The 13,689-nt window shown below is 63.4% G+C and carries 18 protein-coding genes; all 18 read left to right on the top strand.

The features are described from left to right. The first annotated feature begins 128 nt into the window (after nt 1-128). The 18 genes from N879_RS09970 to N879_RS09885 all read left to right on the top strand — a co-directional run bounded on the left by N879_RS09970 (nt 129) and on the right by N879_RS09885 (nt 13,596). Nucleotides 129-686 carry a hypothetical protein gene (locus tag N879_RS09970; RefSeq protein ID WP_009459715.1) on the top strand — a complete coding sequence of 186 codons (558 nt, stop codon included), beginning with the start codon at nt 129-131 and terminating at the stop codon, nt 684-686. 331 nt (nt 687-1,017) lie between these two features. Further along, entirely contained in the window at nt 1,018-1,230 is a 213-nt protein-coding gene (locus tag N879_RS09965) for a hypothetical protein (protein WP_003290186.1), read from the top strand. Nucleotides 1,231-1,251: 21 nt separating this feature from the next. After that, a complete protein-coding gene (locus N879_RS09960; RefSeq protein ID WP_009459709.1) occupies nt 1,252-1,644 on the top strand; it encodes a hypothetical protein in 393 nt (130 codons plus the stop codon). A 173-nt stretch (nt 1,645-1,817) separates the two neighbouring features. Further along, complete coding sequence (locus tag N879_RS09955) at nt 1,818-2,504, top strand: hypothetical protein (protein WP_009459708.1); 687 nt, start codon at nt 1,818-1,820, stop codon at nt 2,502-2,504. Between the two features lie 80 nt (nt 2,505-2,584). After that, a complete protein-coding gene (locus tag N879_RS09950; protein WP_009459707.1) occupies nt 2,585-3,322 on the top strand; it encodes a DUF5983 family protein in 738 nt (245 codons plus the stop codon). Nucleotides 3,323-3,419: 97 nt separating this feature from the next. Further along, a complete protein-coding gene (locus N879_RS09945) occupies nt 3,420-3,698 on the top strand; it encodes a hypothetical protein (protein ID WP_009459701.1) in 279 nt (92 codons plus the stop codon). A gap of 288 nt (nt 3,699-3,986) precedes the next feature. Then, nucleotides 3,987-4,799 carry a hypothetical protein gene (locus N879_RS09940; protein ID WP_019726335.1) on the top strand — a complete coding sequence of 271 codons (813 nt, stop codon included), beginning with the start codon at nt 3,987-3,989 and terminating at the stop codon, nt 4,797-4,799. 124 nt (nt 4,800-4,923) lie between these two features. Beyond that, nucleotides 4,924-5,277 (top strand): DUF3085 domain-containing protein, encoded by a 354-nt coding sequence (locus tag N879_RS09935; RefSeq protein ID WP_009459699.1) that lies wholly within the window; start codon nt 4,924-4,926, stop codon nt 5,275-5,277. Between the two features lie 368 nt (nt 5,278-5,645). Next, the gene (locus N879_RS09930; protein ID WP_009459698.1) at nt 5,646-6,563 is read left to right on the top strand and encodes a DUF3577 domain-containing protein; all 918 of its coding nucleotides are present in this window, start codon (nt 5,646-5,648) and stop codon (nt 6,561-6,563) included. A 57-nt stretch (nt 6,564-6,620) separates the two neighbouring features. Further along, the gene (locus N879_RS09925) at nt 6,621-7,310 is read left to right on the top strand and encodes a DUF3275 family protein (RefSeq protein ID WP_009459697.1); all 690 of its coding nucleotides are present in this window, start codon (nt 6,621-6,623) and stop codon (nt 7,308-7,310) included. A gap of 94 nt (nt 7,311-7,404) precedes the next feature. Then, on the top strand, nt 7,405-7,728 hold the full coding sequence (locus N879_RS09920) for a hypothetical protein (protein WP_009459695.1): 324 nt from the start codon (nt 7,405-7,407) through the stop codon (nt 7,726-7,728). A gap of 102 nt (nt 7,729-7,830) precedes the next feature. Further along, a complete protein-coding gene (locus tag N879_RS09915; RefSeq protein ID WP_009459693.1) occupies nt 7,831-8,238 on the top strand; it encodes a hypothetical protein in 408 nt (135 codons plus the stop codon). 16 nt (nt 8,239-8,254) lie between these two features. Next, the gene (locus N879_RS09910) at nt 8,255-8,515 is read left to right on the top strand and encodes a hypothetical protein (protein WP_009459691.1); all 261 of its coding nucleotides are present in this window, start codon (nt 8,255-8,257) and stop codon (nt 8,513-8,515) included. Nucleotides 8,516-8,591: 76 nt separating this feature from the next. Continuing rightward, on the top strand, nt 8,592-9,239 hold the full coding sequence (locus N879_RS09905) for a hypothetical protein (protein WP_019726336.1): 648 nt from the start codon (nt 8,592-8,594) through the stop codon (nt 9,237-9,239). Between the two features lie 25 nt (nt 9,240-9,264). Beyond that, a complete protein-coding gene (locus N879_RS09900) occupies nt 9,265-10,413 on the top strand; it encodes a DUF6094 domain-containing protein (RefSeq protein WP_219805742.1) in 1,149 nt (382 codons plus the stop codon). A 51-nt stretch (nt 10,414-10,464) separates the two neighbouring features. Next, nucleotides 10,465-10,785, top strand: a complete 321-nt coding sequence (locus tag N879_RS09895) for a hypothetical protein (protein ID WP_009459687.1) — start codon at nt 10,465-10,467, stop codon at nt 10,783-10,785. A gap of 90 nt (nt 10,786-10,875) precedes the next feature. Next, complete coding sequence (locus N879_RS09890) at nt 10,876-11,181, top strand: hypothetical protein (protein ID WP_009459685.1); 306 nt, start codon at nt 10,876-10,878, stop codon at nt 11,179-11,181. Between the two features lie 135 nt (nt 11,182-11,316). Next, on the top strand, nt 11,317-13,596 hold the full coding sequence (locus N879_RS09885; protein ID WP_019726337.1) for a helicase-related protein: 2,280 nt from the start codon (nt 11,317-11,319) through the stop codon (nt 13,594-13,596). Nucleotides 13,597-13,689 lie beyond the last annotated feature (93 nt).

Raw genomic sequence — 13,689 nt, 5'->3', positions numbered from 1 at the left:
GTTCGCTTCGGCATCTCACCGGCGAACGCTGCCCACCGGGGCATCGATGCCTCCTTTCTCCAACCCACGGGATGGTCGCCACGTCCCGTTAGGGGCATGTCGCCACCCGGTCGATTTCAGGATCTCCCATGGAAACCATCACCAAGCAAGACCGCATCACGCTGAAGAACCTCAAGGTGGCCGACTTCGCCAGCGAGGAAACGCTGTGCTTCACCGCGACCATCGTGTTCGACGGCATTCCCATCGCCGAGGCCCGCAACGACGGCCACGGCGGCTCGACGTTCCTCCACGCACTCAACGGCAAGGCGGCGCTGCTGGCGCAGGCCGAAGCCTTCGCCAAGGGCCTGCCGCCTGCGCCGCTCGACCTGGGCCACGAGGGTGAAGACCCTCATTACATCGCCATGACGCTCGACTTCCTGGTCGATGAGCTGGCCGATGCCATGCACGCGGAACGCAAGGTGCGAGCCGCGTTCAACCGCGACATCGGCAACAAGGTGCTGTTCATCAAGGACCGCAAACTGCTGTTCATCAAGGGCATCAAGCTCAAGGCCATCGCCGACCGCAAGTCGTACTTCGCTTCGCTGCGCGCCCGGCAGGCCCAGCCCATCGTCATCCTCGCCGAGCTGCCGCCCGAGCAGGCATTCGACCTGTGGAAGCAGCATGTCCTGGGCGACAAGCCCGACTGACCCAGCACCACCGCACCCTCCTGACAGCCCCGCACTCGACGCGGGGCTTTTCTTTTCTCTGAGCCCATCAATCGGGGCTGTGCCGGATGCGGTTTTCCAACTGACGCAGCACGGCCCTCGCAAGAAGCTGCCCGCATGTTCGCTGATTCGTCAGCACATGCCAGCAGCCAGGGTTCCAGGCTGCCGCGGGTCTCTCCCGCGTCACCCACCAGTCCGCATCGCATCAATTCTGCGGATGAGCGTCCCCGTGACGCTGATGCTTTTTATCAACCGCGTGCGGGAGCTGCCATCCCGTGAGGGACAAGGCCCCGCTTTTCCAAGGAGCCCGTCCATGTCCCAGCAAGCCTCTTTCGGCCAGTTGGCCCTGACCTACTGCGGCAAGTTCCTGCCGCTCGAAGTCTTGCAAAGCGCCGCCGGCCACTACATCGGCACGCGCGATACCGAAGGTCCCGTTTCGCGGGAATCCCGCGAGTACTTCCGCAGCTATGCCGCGGCTCAACGCGCCCTCGAAAGAGGCGGCTGGTCCCAGCTCGCCATTCCCTGATCCAACTGGAGAAATCACATCATGAACCAGCTACTGCCGCGGGAAGTCGTCGATCAGATCATGCGGGAAGAGCAGCATTTCGCTGCCGCGCCCCAAGCCTTCTTCGAGGCCTGGAAGCGCGGTGTCGAGATTGCTGGTCCCGAGTGGTTCGGCGACGGCACCCGTGAAGGCCTGAACCGGGCCAACACCAAGTGGGATTTGCGTCCCGACATGCTGCGGCTCAACGATGCCCTCGGCGTCCTGAGCAGCGGCGAACGCATGTTCCTGTCCGCCATGGTCAGCTTCTACAACGCGCGCGAGGGCGGTGCCATGCTCAAGCGCTGCCACTTCCACGGGCTGTCGGACTTCGACGGTCTCGATCTGGAACGCCGCAAGGTCATCGCCGACCTGCTGGTGAACTACAGCGGTTGGTGAGTCGGTCTCCGGCACGCCACTGTCTTCTCGATCCTCCCGTGAGGGACATGCGCTCATAAGGCCATGTCCCTCAATTTTTCTTCCCCATCGCCCGGCGCCAACGGCCCTGGGCTATTCCCTGCGGATGCCATCGTCCGCAGGGGCTGGCTCCGCTCTTCTCGAAAGGAGCCAGCATGGCAAACAACTACTACGAAGGCACGGGCGTTCTCGTGCTCGACCGCGTTACTCCCGTCATCAAGGCACTGTTCGATGCCTTCGCGCTCGACGAAAACCATCCCGGCAATGGGCAGGCCTACATCGCCCAGATCGCCGAGACCAATGATCCACGCTGGACAGATGTGCTGGACGGTCTGGAAAACCTGGCCACACAACTCGGAATCCCCATGCCCGACGACGAAGAGTTGTCGATTCCGCCTCTGCTTGAACGGCTGGCCGCGCACTTCGGTGCTGACCAGGACGGGGAGCTGGAGAACCTGATAGAGCACCACCACTTCGAGGACAGCGCGGACCTGGAAGCCCTGCTTCTGATCGCTACCCGCTTCGATGATGGCCATAACCTGACCGCCATACAGTTTGAGGGCTGCTGGTATTGCAGCAAGCCAAGGCTATTCGAGTTCGGCGGCAACGGCTGCTACCTGAGCCGCGAGGTCCAGGTCTTCAGAACGTCCTCGCAGGCGCTTCAACTCGGCGATCAACTGCGCAACACCATCCTGGCCGCCGACATCGAAGAGGCCTCAGCGTTGATCGCGCTGGAGGCCGCCAACCTGCTTGCCGGCATCACCGATGAGCAATTTCGCCTAAATGTGCGCCATCGCATCGCCGAACGGCTGGCTCAGACGTCAACGATCAGCGCCGACTGACGCATTTTCCACTTTCAACCCACCGGGTCCAATTCCCGGTGGCGGGGATTGGCTCCATTATTCAAATCTGGAGAGTTCCCATGTCCCTGAAACCCAATCCCTTTCTCCGCGGATACTGGAATCTGAAAATCGTCCGCACGCTGTGCATCAGCTACGAGGATGGAAGCCCGCATGTCTGGCGAATCATCCACCCGAGCCAAAAGCACCTTTCCGACGAGGAAATGATTTCATCCTCGTGCATCGTCACCAGCGATTTCGCCGTAGTCAGGAATGGTCCCGAACCCGTGAGTGCCGAGGTACTGGCCGAATGCGATGCCGGAGAAGGTGTCAGCGGCGAAGGCGTAATCGGCGCCGTGGTCTATGCCATCCATGGCGATGACTTCGACGGCCGCCCCATCCACGTCGGCGACGCCTATTCGGCAGAGGCAGCGCGGGAGGTCGTACAGCGCCTGAGTTTCGAGACCGGCTATTACAGCCGGTGCTGGGAAATCAGCAGCGCGCACATAAGCGAGGAAACCAGCCAATACCTCGCCAACCTGGCAGACCTCGCCACGCCGGAGGCCTTCCTGTTCATCGCGTTCCGGGTTCCGTACAGCCCGGCGATCGGCATCAAGCTGATCTCCACCCCCTGGACGGACAAGAACCTGGACCACGCCGAGGGCATCAGTGCGGAGCAGCTTCGCCAGGAGCACCGAAGCAAGGGTATGCCGGATGACCTGGCGAACGTCATTGAACTGGCTGGCCAGGCCGATGTGCGCATCCTGATTCTCGACGCCGACGCACCCGTGCTGTTGGGCCTGCCGTTGGCCGAATCCTAGCAGCCGCTCGACGCAACATCCTTCCTCTTTGTTCTCCCCCATACCGGCCCGTCTCCCTCCCGGAACCGGGCTGATCCATTTTCATAGGAGCAACCTCATGTTCCCCGACCTCATCTCGCGCACGCCAGACTTCGAGCACCAGCTCGGCGCCTGCGTCAATGCCATGGGCCAGGACGACGCCATCGGCCAGATCCTGGTATTCGAGCGCATGAGCGGCACGCTGCACATGCGCCATATCGCCAGCGCCGACCTGGTGGACACCGACATTGACGACTACGAAATGGTCGTCTTCGACGGTGGCAACACCAGCGGCGATACATGGAAGCATGTCTTCTTCCCACGTCAGCGCGAGCACTACTTCGTGTACGAAGCCTGACCCAACCAAGCCCCTTTCGAGGGGCTTTTTCTTGTCCGCAGCGCAGGAAAGCGGGTGCGACGCTGTGCGATTTCTTGCGGGCAGGCCGCCCATTCCAGAGCCATCCTTGCTCCATGTTCGTCGGCGTTGCCGACACATGCCCTGGCAGCCGAGACCTTCAAGGCTGCAAGTGCGGGAAACCGTGCTGGTCGTTTCTTCCTATGGACGTACCCCGTCCGTTCACGCCACCCACAAGGGACCTCTCCCTTGCGGGCGGGGAATCCCTTGTTCTTCCTCAAGGAGATTCCCATGGACCGTTCCCTCATCAAATCCATGATGCCTTCGCTTGTCGCGGGCCATATGCCTCGCAACGTGCGTTCGTTCAAATACCGCGTATTCGATGATCAGCCGCAGTCCTCGACGTTGGGCTTCGCCATCGACCCTCAGCCCTTCAACGGCAAGGTGGTCTCCGCGACCGACGATGCCATCGTCGTCAAGCTCAAGCCTTCCGAGTTCGCCGTGCTCGATCCCAACCTGGTGACCACCGTTCCCAGCGAGGGCGCCAAGGTCCATGTCCAACCCTACGCCCGGCGACGTTTCGACGGGCTGCGCGCGGACACCCCGGAAGTCGTCACCGAGAAGACTTCGGATGGCACGCCTTACACCATCACGAGGCATATCCTTGGCAAAGCACCCGCCAAGCTGCCAATTCCCGAGCCGCAGTGCATGGAGCTGGGCCAACTCATCGAGCAGTTGGAGGAGATGCCCGCGCCCGACGGGTTCCGGTGCATCACCCACATGCTGGTCGATGCAGGTGCCCGCGACTTCGCCTGGGTCGATCCCAAGCCCTCCAAGATCATCGAGACCCCGCCGGCGATCAGCTTCACGGTCTCAACCACCAAGTTCGAGGGTCAGGTGACGATCCTCTACGACCGTGGCGGCGACACCTACGTGGTGGAGCTGCACCGCGACGGTGAGTTGATCGATAGGCACGACGAGGTGTATTTCGACATGCTCGGTGAAGTGCTGGAGCGGCTCATCGACGACGGGCGCTGGCGCCTGATCGGCGTGAGCGTGATCGACGCCAAAGCCTCTCGTCAACGTCAGGCGGTTCCAGCCTGACGCGCCAGACAGGAAGCCTAGCGGCACGACTGATCAGTCCACAGCCTACCGGCGACTGCCCCACAAGCCTTCCATCCGTTTCGGTGGAGGGCTTTTTTCTTCATCCATACAGGAGATTTCAACCATGTCACTGCGATTCAGAGGCTCCGACCTGCGCCCCGTGCTTGCCGAGGCCATCGCCAACCAATGCCGCGTCGCCCTGGCCAAGGACCAGGGCGTGTACTTCCTCGCCGAGCGCGGAGAGCGCCGCCCCGATGGCCGCGTGAAGCTGCTGGCCTATGCCGTCGGCTGCAACCCGGATACCGACCCGTTCGATGACTGGTGGGAACTGGCACGCGCCGAGCTTGGCGGCGACGATTTCGGCGAGTTCTTCGACCCGAAAGACAGCGTTTTCACTCGCATTCTGCAAAGCTCAGATGATCTGGAGCTGTCCGCCACCGCTACGTATCTGTCACTGGCGGCGGTGGAATCGGCGTAGTCCAAAAATGTCCGCATACCCCTTGAAGCCCCCATTTCGGGGGCTTTCTTTTGGGCGGAACTGGGCAGCCTGGAAAAAATGGGAAGCGCCCGGATGACGATTGATTGCTGTCGCGCGCGCGAGGCCCGGCCATGCTGACCCCATGCCTGCTGACGTTGTCAGCGACATGCCAGGCAACCATCGGTCTTCGAGGTTGCGTCGCAGTTCCCACTGCGTGACCGAGCCAGCTCGCACCGCATCCATCCGCGAGCGGCCACCAGTCTCTGGTGGCGGATGCTTTCGCCTTATCGACCCACCGCGGGGTTACGCACCTTTCCCCGCATGCGTGGGGCTGGTGTGTCTCCGCTTCTTCCCTATGGAGATTCACCATGAACACCACGTCCAACGAGAAATCGTATTTCGACCTCCACACCTCGGGCATCGGCTACATCCAGCGTGTCCGTGAAGTGCCTGTCCGGGGCGGCCGCCGTGCGCAGCCTTTCCTGGCATGCACCGTTGCCGCGCTGGTCGGCCCCGCCAGGGACCCCAGCTACCGCTACTTCGACGTCAAGGTCTCGGGTGCCGAGGCCAAGAACCTCGTCCAGCGCTACATCGGCGTTGACGATCCCAAGCAGCGCCCGCTGGTGCGCTTCCGCCTCGGCGACCTGTGGGGCGATGCGTACATCCGCGACAAGGGCGAGCGCAAGGGTGAAGCCGCCGCGTCCCTCAAGGCGCGACTGCTCAAGGCCGAGCCGCTTGACCGGGCCGAACTGGCTTCCATCAAGCAGCACGAGCTGATCACCCGCGGCATCGGCTACCTCAGCCGTCCGAAGGACGTCACCCCCAAGGATGGCGATCCGTTCCTGTCGTGCTGCGTCGCGGCTCTGGCCGGGCCTGTCGGTGAACCGGACTATCGGTACTTCGACACCATCGTCGCCACCCCTGAAGCCGAGCACCTGGTTCGCCGGTGCGTGCAGGCCATCGAAGGGGACCGCAAGGTGCTGATCGCCTTCAAGTTGAACGACATGAAGATCGATCCGTACATCCGCACCAAGGGTGAGCGCGCCGGGGAGCCGGGAGCGAGCCTGGAATCGACGCTGATCCACATCGGTCTGATCAAGATCGACGGCACCCAGGTCTATCCGACGAGCCAGGCGCAAGCCGAGGCGCCGCAGGCCGAGGACGCACCCGCGCCCGAAGCCGAGGATGCCGCCGACACCGCTGCCGACCAGCCTATCGAGTCCGCCGAGCGCGAGCCCGCAGGTGAAGTCGAAGAGCAGGAGCCGGCATTGGCTGCTTCGTTCTGATCCGGCATGGCCCCTCACGGGGCCTTGCCTTTTTCCTATTCCTCAAGGAGAAGCATCATGGCAGTCACATCGGCACCCGAGAAATCGGCCACGCCCATCATCGTCCCGGGCCAGCTCGCGCTGCGCACCATTCACGGCCGCAACGGAAAGTTCAACGTTGGCAAGCTCGAATGCCAACTCGGCAAGTTCACGATTAAAGACGCGGAGTTGGAGCAATACCCCGAGGGCAAGTACCAAGGGGAATTCGTTCTTCGCTACATCTTCCTCAAAGGCTATCCGATCAGCGACGGCAGCATGCGTTTCGAGATGCGCGCCAACCTGGACGGTATGACACTTTTCGGCATCGACAAGCTGAGCAAGGCCGAAGCACATAGCTTTGCTCCGCAGGAAGTCGATCCGCTCGATGAAGAGCAAGGGACACAGCCTGCGACAACGCCGGCCAAGCCCGCCAAGGCATCCAGGTCCGCCAAACCTGCACCCGTGCAGACGTCCGCGGACCCGCTGGTCGATACCACGCCCTTCGGCGTGGACGCGCCGCCTGCTGCGGCTGCTGCCCCCGGCAGCACCGAGGATGGCGACGCCGCGCTGTTCGGCCTGTTGTGGCCGCTGGGCGAGTCTGTGAAGCTGGATTCGACCATCGACCGCCGCACCCTGCGCGCGCAGATCGCCCGCCTGGGCGAACTGGGCTACGCGCTGGACTTCAAGACGCAGGAGTGGAGCCGCCAGGCCGAACTGCAACCTGCGTGATTGCAGACACCGCATCCGCGGTGTTCTTCATCCACCCGCCGGGGTTCCTTCCCCATGCGGGGGTGGCCTCGGCTTTCTTCTGGAGGTCTCCATCATGTCCATCATCACTTGCGATACACCCCGTTCCGCGCTGGACGAAACCGCGTGGCGCGCCGTTTGCAAGACGGCCGCCGAGCATGCCCAACGTGGTTGCGGCCTGTCCTGGGATCACTGGGTCACGCTTTTCAGCTCGGAGATCGACGCGCAAGCCAGTCGATTGCCGGAAAGCCAGCGCGTTCATGCGCTGGAAATCGCGACCCAGGAATGGGACTACGCAACACCCGCCGAACGGCAGGAAACCCAGGACTGGCTCGCTGAAAACGGCTGCTGTTCGCATGGGATCACGCTGGGTTGCTGCCCGGCCGGTTGCGGTTCCTAGCCCGCACTGCATTCCATCGCCGCACACGCGGCATTCCATCACCCGCTGGGGGTTCTTCCCCACGGGGAGGCCTCTGGCTCTACATTCTTCAGGAGGCCTCTCATGGGCTGGTATTTCTCTCCCCAATCGCGGTCTGAACTGATCGCGGAACTGATCGCACCGCAGGAGACCGAGCGCGCCAGCGTGAAGGTCATCGCCCACACGCTGCGCGGCAACGTCCTCTGGTCCGTCGCGGAAGTGACGGCCAGGGCCGAAGGCGTGCATCGTGATCTCGCACCGGGCCAGTCCCTGCGCTACATCCGCTGCGATCTTCTGGAGCGCAGCGGCAGCCAATGGGGCTACAAGCCCTTGGACGAGTCCATGCACCCGTACTACTACTCGTGCCCGTTGAGCTACCTCGACATGACGCCGGAGCAGTCCGCCGACTGGCGTGCAGGCGTTCGCGCCTACCACGCGCGGCGGCGCACCCCCACGGCATCCACGGCACCCGCCGCGGCGCTGTTGGCCTGAGTCAGGAGGAACCGACATGGACCCGATCCTGGCTGCGCTCCCCGCCTCACTGTTGAAACTCGTTGAAGGCAGTTTGTCCAACGACGAAGTGTCTTCCGACGAGGAAATGCAGGAGTACTTCATCAGCAACGGCCTTACCGAGGAACAGGCGCGGCAGGCGCTGACCTACCGCGACCAGTACCTCAACAACATCTACCTGGACGGCTTCACGCCGATCACCGCGGTGGACGAGGCGCTTCACTTCAACCCGCACACCCGGCAGTTCGAGCCGGACTGAGCGATTTTCTTCCACCCCCTGGGGCAGTACTTGCCCCGGCGGGCGGTGCTGTTCCCGTTCATCCGAGGACACCACCATGCCCGCAAACACTTCTTCCACGCTGTACCGCATCGACGAATGCCCGGACGTGATGGCCGACGCCTGCGTCGGCGATGACCAGGGCAACCTGATCTTCCTGTCCATCTGGGCGCGCGACACCGCCGTCCAGCAGTTCCTCGCTCGCCTGACCCTCGGGCGCGACGAGCAAGGACTGGACCAGTTCCACGTCATCACCGACCAGGGCGGCAGCGTCCCGGTGTTCGTCGGCAACGTCGATCGCCTGGAAAAGCGCATGACCCGCGCCTACCGGCGAACGCTGTTCGGTTCGCTGTCCAACGTGTGGCTGTTCGACCGGCGTTGCGTGAAGCCCGACAAGGCCAACGCCAGCGCGCTGGCATTGCTGCCACGCGACAGCTCCCACCGGCTTGACCGCCTGTGGATGCTGGTGCGGGACACCTGCCCGTTGCCGCTGCTCGACCACTGGCGCGAGACCGTGCTGGAACTGCTGCAAACCCGCGAGATGCTGGCCCGCCTTCCGTTCGCCCTCGGGCCGTTGGAAGGCCATCGGCTCGCCATCGACGTGCCGGCGCTGACCCTGGCGCTGGGTTCCCTGATCCGAAGTGACGTACTCACCGCCTATCCGTATCCGGCCAAGATTTGGACGCCGGAAGCGGTAGCGGCTTGACCCACCTGCGGAGGCACGCCTTGGCGTGCTTCCGCCATTCCTCCCCGCCAACCAGGAGACTTCCATGGCCCTCATGTTCCCGCGGCTTGCCCGCAATTTCGCCAAGAACGGTTACTACCCGACCGACGAACCCACGCTCGAAAGAGCCCTCAACGCACTGATGCCCAGCGACGGGCCGATGTGCATCCTCGATCCCTGCGCCGGCGAAGGCGTGGCGATCGCCGAAGCCGCCCATGCCCTCGGGCGCGAGCAGGCCAAGGCGTTCGCCGTCGAGTTCGACCCGGAGCGGGCACGTCATGCCCGCGGCCTGGTCGATCACTGCCTGCACGCGGACCTGATGGACACGATGGTCTCCAAGCAATCCTTCGGGTTGCTCTGGCTCAACCCGCCGTATGGCGACCTGTCCAAGGACGTCAACGGCAACATCGGCTACCAAGGCCAGGGCCGTGCCCGCCTCGAAAAGCTGTTCTATCAGCGTTCGCTGTCGCTGTTGCAGTACGGCGGCGTGCTGGTCTTCATCGTCCCCGGCTACGTGCTCGACGCGGAGTTGGTCGGTTGGCTGACACGCCACTACACGGACCTGCGCATCTACCGAGCGGTGGAAACGCAATTCAAGCAGGTGGTGATCTTCGGCCGAAGGGTGCGACAGCGTGAACAGGCTCCCGATGGCGTCAAGGCCGTGCGCAATCTGCTGCTGCAGGTTGGGCTTGGCGAAGTCGAAGCCGAGGAGCTGCCGAGCGATTGGCCGTTCCTGCCGTACATCGTCCCCGCCAGTCCGGCCGAGCCGGAGCATTTCTTCCGCGTGACGATGGAGCCCGAGCAGTTCGCCGACGAGGTTGGCAGGCTGCAAGGCCTCTGGCCGTCGCTGGACACGCACCTGGGGGCCGCGCAGCAGTCGCTGCGTCCACCGGCGCGGGCTTTGTCCCACTGGCATCTCGCCCTGGCTCTGGCCGCGGGCGCGATCTCGGGGGTTGTGCGCTCCAAGACCGGGCGCGTGCTCGTCGTCAAAGGTGACACCCACAAGGACAAGACGCTCCAGCGTGAATTCACCGAACGCGAAGACGGCTCGATCGCCGAGACCCGCATCCTCACCGACAAGTTTGTGCCCGTCATCCGCGCGTGGGACATGACGCCTGGCTCCGCGACACGGGGCGAGGTGTTGACCATCCGCTGACTCACCGGACGCGCTGCCGTCCTGCTATTCCCACATCGAAGGAGAAACACCATGTTCGCAAACCCGTTCAAGCGGCCCGCGCCGCAGAAGCAACCGTTGTTCGCACCGGGTACGCTGAAGTTGAGCGAGAAGGTGCATTGGTTGGCACGCAAAGGCCTGATCGACCCCTTGGCCTATGTCCAGCGCCACGTGCGCGGTGACTGGGGCGAGATCGACGAGGCCACCCGCCAAGCCAACAACGTCGCAATCCAACAGGACAACCTAATGATCTCGCAGTTCAGGATCACGCCGGACCTGGCACTGATCGTCAAGACCAGCGAGGACCATGAAACCACGGTGGTCCAGCTATCCGAGGAGCAAGATCTGATTTGACGGCCCCACATCGTCATTCTCATCCACCTGACGGAGCCACTTCACTCCGCCAGGGGTGTCGTGGCTCAATAACCTTTCAAGGAGGAGCCCATGGCATCACATCGCATCGAAACCTACTGCCAGAGGCTGGCGTTCCCCATCGGGGCGCTTATCTTCAGCAAAGGCATTGACCGCCTGGTCCGCTCGGGTCGCCTCGACCCGATCCCGTACTTCAGGCGCCACACCCGTGGTGACTGGGGCGACGTCAACGTCCAGCAATGGCAGGCCAACAGCACCGCGCTTCAATCAGGTGCTTCGCTGGCATCGCACTACGTGATCCACCCGGGGCTGGCCATTCGCATCGTTACCGACGCGGAGCGCCGCGCCACCGTCATCGTTCTGCCGTCCGAGGACTGAGCACGGTTCACCCGCTGGCCATCCAGGCCAGCACCTTCAACCACCTTCGGCCACGCGCCGATTTACTTCCCACCACGGGGCATGCCACTGCCCCACTGGGGGTGGTGCATGCCCCATTTTCTTTGGAGCATCACCATGTCCCTCGATCTCGAAACCAATGCCGCTGAAGCCGCGCCCGTACAGGGCGAACTGCTCGATGCGGAATCTTCCCCTCTGACCCTGAGCCTTCAGGATTTCGTCGGCGAGTTCGGCGACGAACTGCTCGACGCCCTCAACAGCGCTAATCCGCCGGTCTATACCGGCCAACCGCAGGCACATCGCCAGCTCATCGTCGCCAGCCTCAAGCGCAAGCTGTTCCAGGCCCAGGCCGAAGTCGTCCATGCCGCCGCCGAGCTGCTGATTGACCGTGGCGAACATGCCGCGATCGTCAATGGCGAAATGGGCTGCGGCAAGACGACCGTCGGCATCGCCACGGCCGCCGTGCTCAACGCCGAAGGCTACCGCCGCACCTTGGTTCTTTCGCCGCCGCACCTTGTTTACAAGTGGCGGCGCGAGATCCAGGAGACGGTAGCAGGCGCCAAGGTGTGGGTGCTCAACGGCCCCGATACCTTGGTCAAGCTCATCAAGCTACGCGAGCAGTTGGGCGTGCAGCCCACGGGCCAGGAGTTCTTTGTCCTGGGGCGCGTCAGGATGCGGATGGGGTTCCACTGGAAGCCTGTCTTCACTCAGCGGCGTACCCGCCACGGCAACGTGGCAGCGTGCCCGGACTGCGGCACGGTCATCACCGATCTCGACGGCGAGCCGGTCAACCCGGTCGAACTCGAAGCCGAGGAATCCCGCAGGAAGTGCAGCCACTGCGCCGCCCCCCTGTGGACGCTGATCCGCCCGAGAAGCCTGTCCGGCAGCGATCAGTCCTCGGCCGTCCTCAAAGCCTTGAAGCGCATCCCGACCATCGGGGAAGTCACCGCGCAGAAGCTGATGCAGAAGTTCGGCGACGGCTTCCTGGCCTCGATGCTCGGCGACAACATCCATGAGTTCATCAACCTCATGGACGGCAACGGCGAACTGGTGTTCTCCGACCGTCAGGCCACGCGCATGGAACGCGCGATGGCCAACATGGAGTTCGGGTTTGGCGAGGGCGGCTATCAGCCGTCCGAGTTCATCAAGAGATACCTGCCGCAAGGCACGTTCGACCTGCTCATCGCCGACGAGGCACACGAGTACAAGAACGGCGGCAGTGCCCAGGGCCAAGCCATGGGCGTGCTGGCGGCGAAGGCTCGCAAAACCTTGCTGCTGACCGGCACGTTGATGGGCGGCTACGGGGACGACCTGTTCTACCTGCTGTTCCGAGCCCTTCCCGGGCGGATGATCGAAGACGGCTACCGCCCGACCACGAGCGGCAGCATGACCTCGGCCGCGATGGCGTTCATGCGCGATCACGGGGTCTTGAAGGACATCTACTCCGAGAGCGCCGGCACGGCGCACAAGACGGCCAAGGGCACCAAGGTATCGGTGCGCACGGTCAAAGCCCCGGGCTTCGGCCCCAAGGGCGTCTTGCGCTGCATCCTGCCGTTCACGATCTTCCTCAAGCTCAAGGACATCGGCGGCAACGTCCTGCCGCCGTATGACGAAGAGTTCCGCGAAGTCGCGATGGACACGGCGCAAGCCGCGGCCTACCGCGATCTGGCGGGCCGGCTGACCGCGGAGCTGAAACAGGCTCTGGCGCGACGCGATACGACTCTGCTGGGTGTGGTCCTCAACGTGCTGCTGGCCTGGCCGGATTGCTGCTTCCGGTCGGAAACCGTGGTGCATCCGCGCACGCGCAACACCTTGGCGTTCGTCCCGGCTCAGTTCAACGAGTTCGAGATCAGCCCCAAGGAGCGTGAGCTGATCGATATCTGCAAACAGGAGAAGGCGCAGGGCCGCAAGGTCCTCGCCTACACGGTCTATACCGGCACGCGCGACACCACGTCGCGCCTGAAGGTACTGCTGGAGCAGGAAGGTTTCAAGGTGGCGGTGCTGCGCGCGAGCGTGGATGCAAGCCGCCGCGAGGACTGGATTGCCGAGCAACTGGATCGTGGCATCGACGTGCTCATCACCAACCCCGAGTTGGTCAAGACGGGATTGGACCTGTTGGATTTCCCGACAATCGTGTTCATGCAGTCGGGCTACAACGTGTACTCGCTCCAGCAGGCGGCCCGCCGCTCCTGGCGCATCGGGCAGAAGCACCCCGTGCGCGTGATCTATCTCGGCTACGCCGGTTCCTCGCAGATGACATGCCTCGAACTGATGGCCAAGAAGATCATGGTCTCGCAGTCCACCTCGGGCGATGTACCCGAATCGGGGCTGGATGTCCTGAACCAGGATGGTGATTCCGTCGAGGTCGCACTGGCCCGGCAACTGGTCGCCGCCTGATTCCCACGCCACAAGCCGGCCTAGCGCCGCCGGCATTTCTGTTGTTCCCACCTTGCAGCCACGCCCACGTTCTCCGTGGACGTGGCTGCGCTT

The organism is Alcaligenes sp. EGD-AK7, from assembly GCF_000465875.3.
Lineage (GTDB): Bacteria > Pseudomonadota > Gammaproteobacteria > Burkholderiales > Burkholderiaceae_B > Alcaligenes > Alcaligenes phenolicus.
Note: the sequence above shows the minus strand (reverse complement) of the source record. Positions and strands in the feature narration are given on the sequence as shown.

Excerpts from the sequence above, each read along its gene's own strand:
- N879_RS09970 (WP_009459715.1), top strand. The coding sequence starts at position 129 with ATGGAAACCATCACCAAGCAAGACCGCATCACGCTGAAGAACCTCAAG.
- N879_RS09965 (WP_003290186.1), top strand. The coding sequence starts at position 1,018 with ATGTCCCAGCAAGCCTCTTTCGGCCAGTTGGCCCTGACCTACTGCGGC.
- N879_RS09960 (WP_009459709.1), top strand. The coding sequence starts at position 1,252 with ATGAACCAGCTACTGCCGCGGGAAGTCGTCGATCAGATCATGCGGGAA.
- N879_RS09955 (WP_009459708.1), top strand. The coding sequence starts at position 1,818 with ATGGCAAACAACTACTACGAAGGCACGGGCGTTCTCGTGCTCGACCGC.
- N879_RS09950 (WP_009459707.1), top strand. The coding sequence starts at position 2,585 with ATGTCCCTGAAACCCAATCCCTTTCTCCGCGGATACTGGAATCTGAAA.
- N879_RS09945 (WP_009459701.1), top strand. The coding sequence starts at position 3,420 with ATGTTCCCCGACCTCATCTCGCGCACGCCAGACTTCGAGCACCAGCTC.
- N879_RS09940 (WP_019726335.1), top strand. The coding sequence starts at position 3,987 with ATGGACCGTTCCCTCATCAAATCCATGATGCCTTCGCTTGTCGCGGGC.
- N879_RS09935 (WP_009459699.1), top strand. The coding sequence starts at position 4,924 with ATGTCACTGCGATTCAGAGGCTCCGACCTGCGCCCCGTGCTTGCCGAG.
- N879_RS09930 (WP_009459698.1), top strand. The coding sequence starts at position 5,646 with ATGAACACCACGTCCAACGAGAAATCGTATTTCGACCTCCACACCTCG.
- N879_RS09925 (WP_009459697.1), top strand. The coding sequence starts at position 6,621 with ATGGCAGTCACATCGGCACCCGAGAAATCGGCCACGCCCATCATCGTC.
- N879_RS09920 (WP_009459695.1), top strand. The coding sequence starts at position 7,405 with ATGTCCATCATCACTTGCGATACACCCCGTTCCGCGCTGGACGAAACC.
- N879_RS09915 (WP_009459693.1), top strand. The coding sequence starts at position 7,831 with ATGGGCTGGTATTTCTCTCCCCAATCGCGGTCTGAACTGATCGCGGAA.
- N879_RS09910 (WP_009459691.1), top strand. The coding sequence starts at position 8,255 with ATGGACCCGATCCTGGCTGCGCTCCCCGCCTCACTGTTGAAACTCGTT.
- N879_RS09905 (WP_019726336.1), top strand. The coding sequence starts at position 8,592 with ATGCCCGCAAACACTTCTTCCACGCTGTACCGCATCGACGAATGCCCG.
- N879_RS09895 (WP_009459687.1), top strand. The coding sequence starts at position 10,465 with ATGTTCGCAAACCCGTTCAAGCGGCCCGCGCCGCAGAAGCAACCGTTG.
- N879_RS09890 (WP_009459685.1), top strand. The coding sequence starts at position 10,876 with ATGGCATCACATCGCATCGAAACCTACTGCCAGAGGCTGGCGTTCCCC.
- N879_RS09885 (WP_019726337.1), top strand. The coding sequence starts at position 11,317 with ATGTCCCTCGATCTCGAAACCAATGCCGCTGAAGCCGCGCCCGTACAG.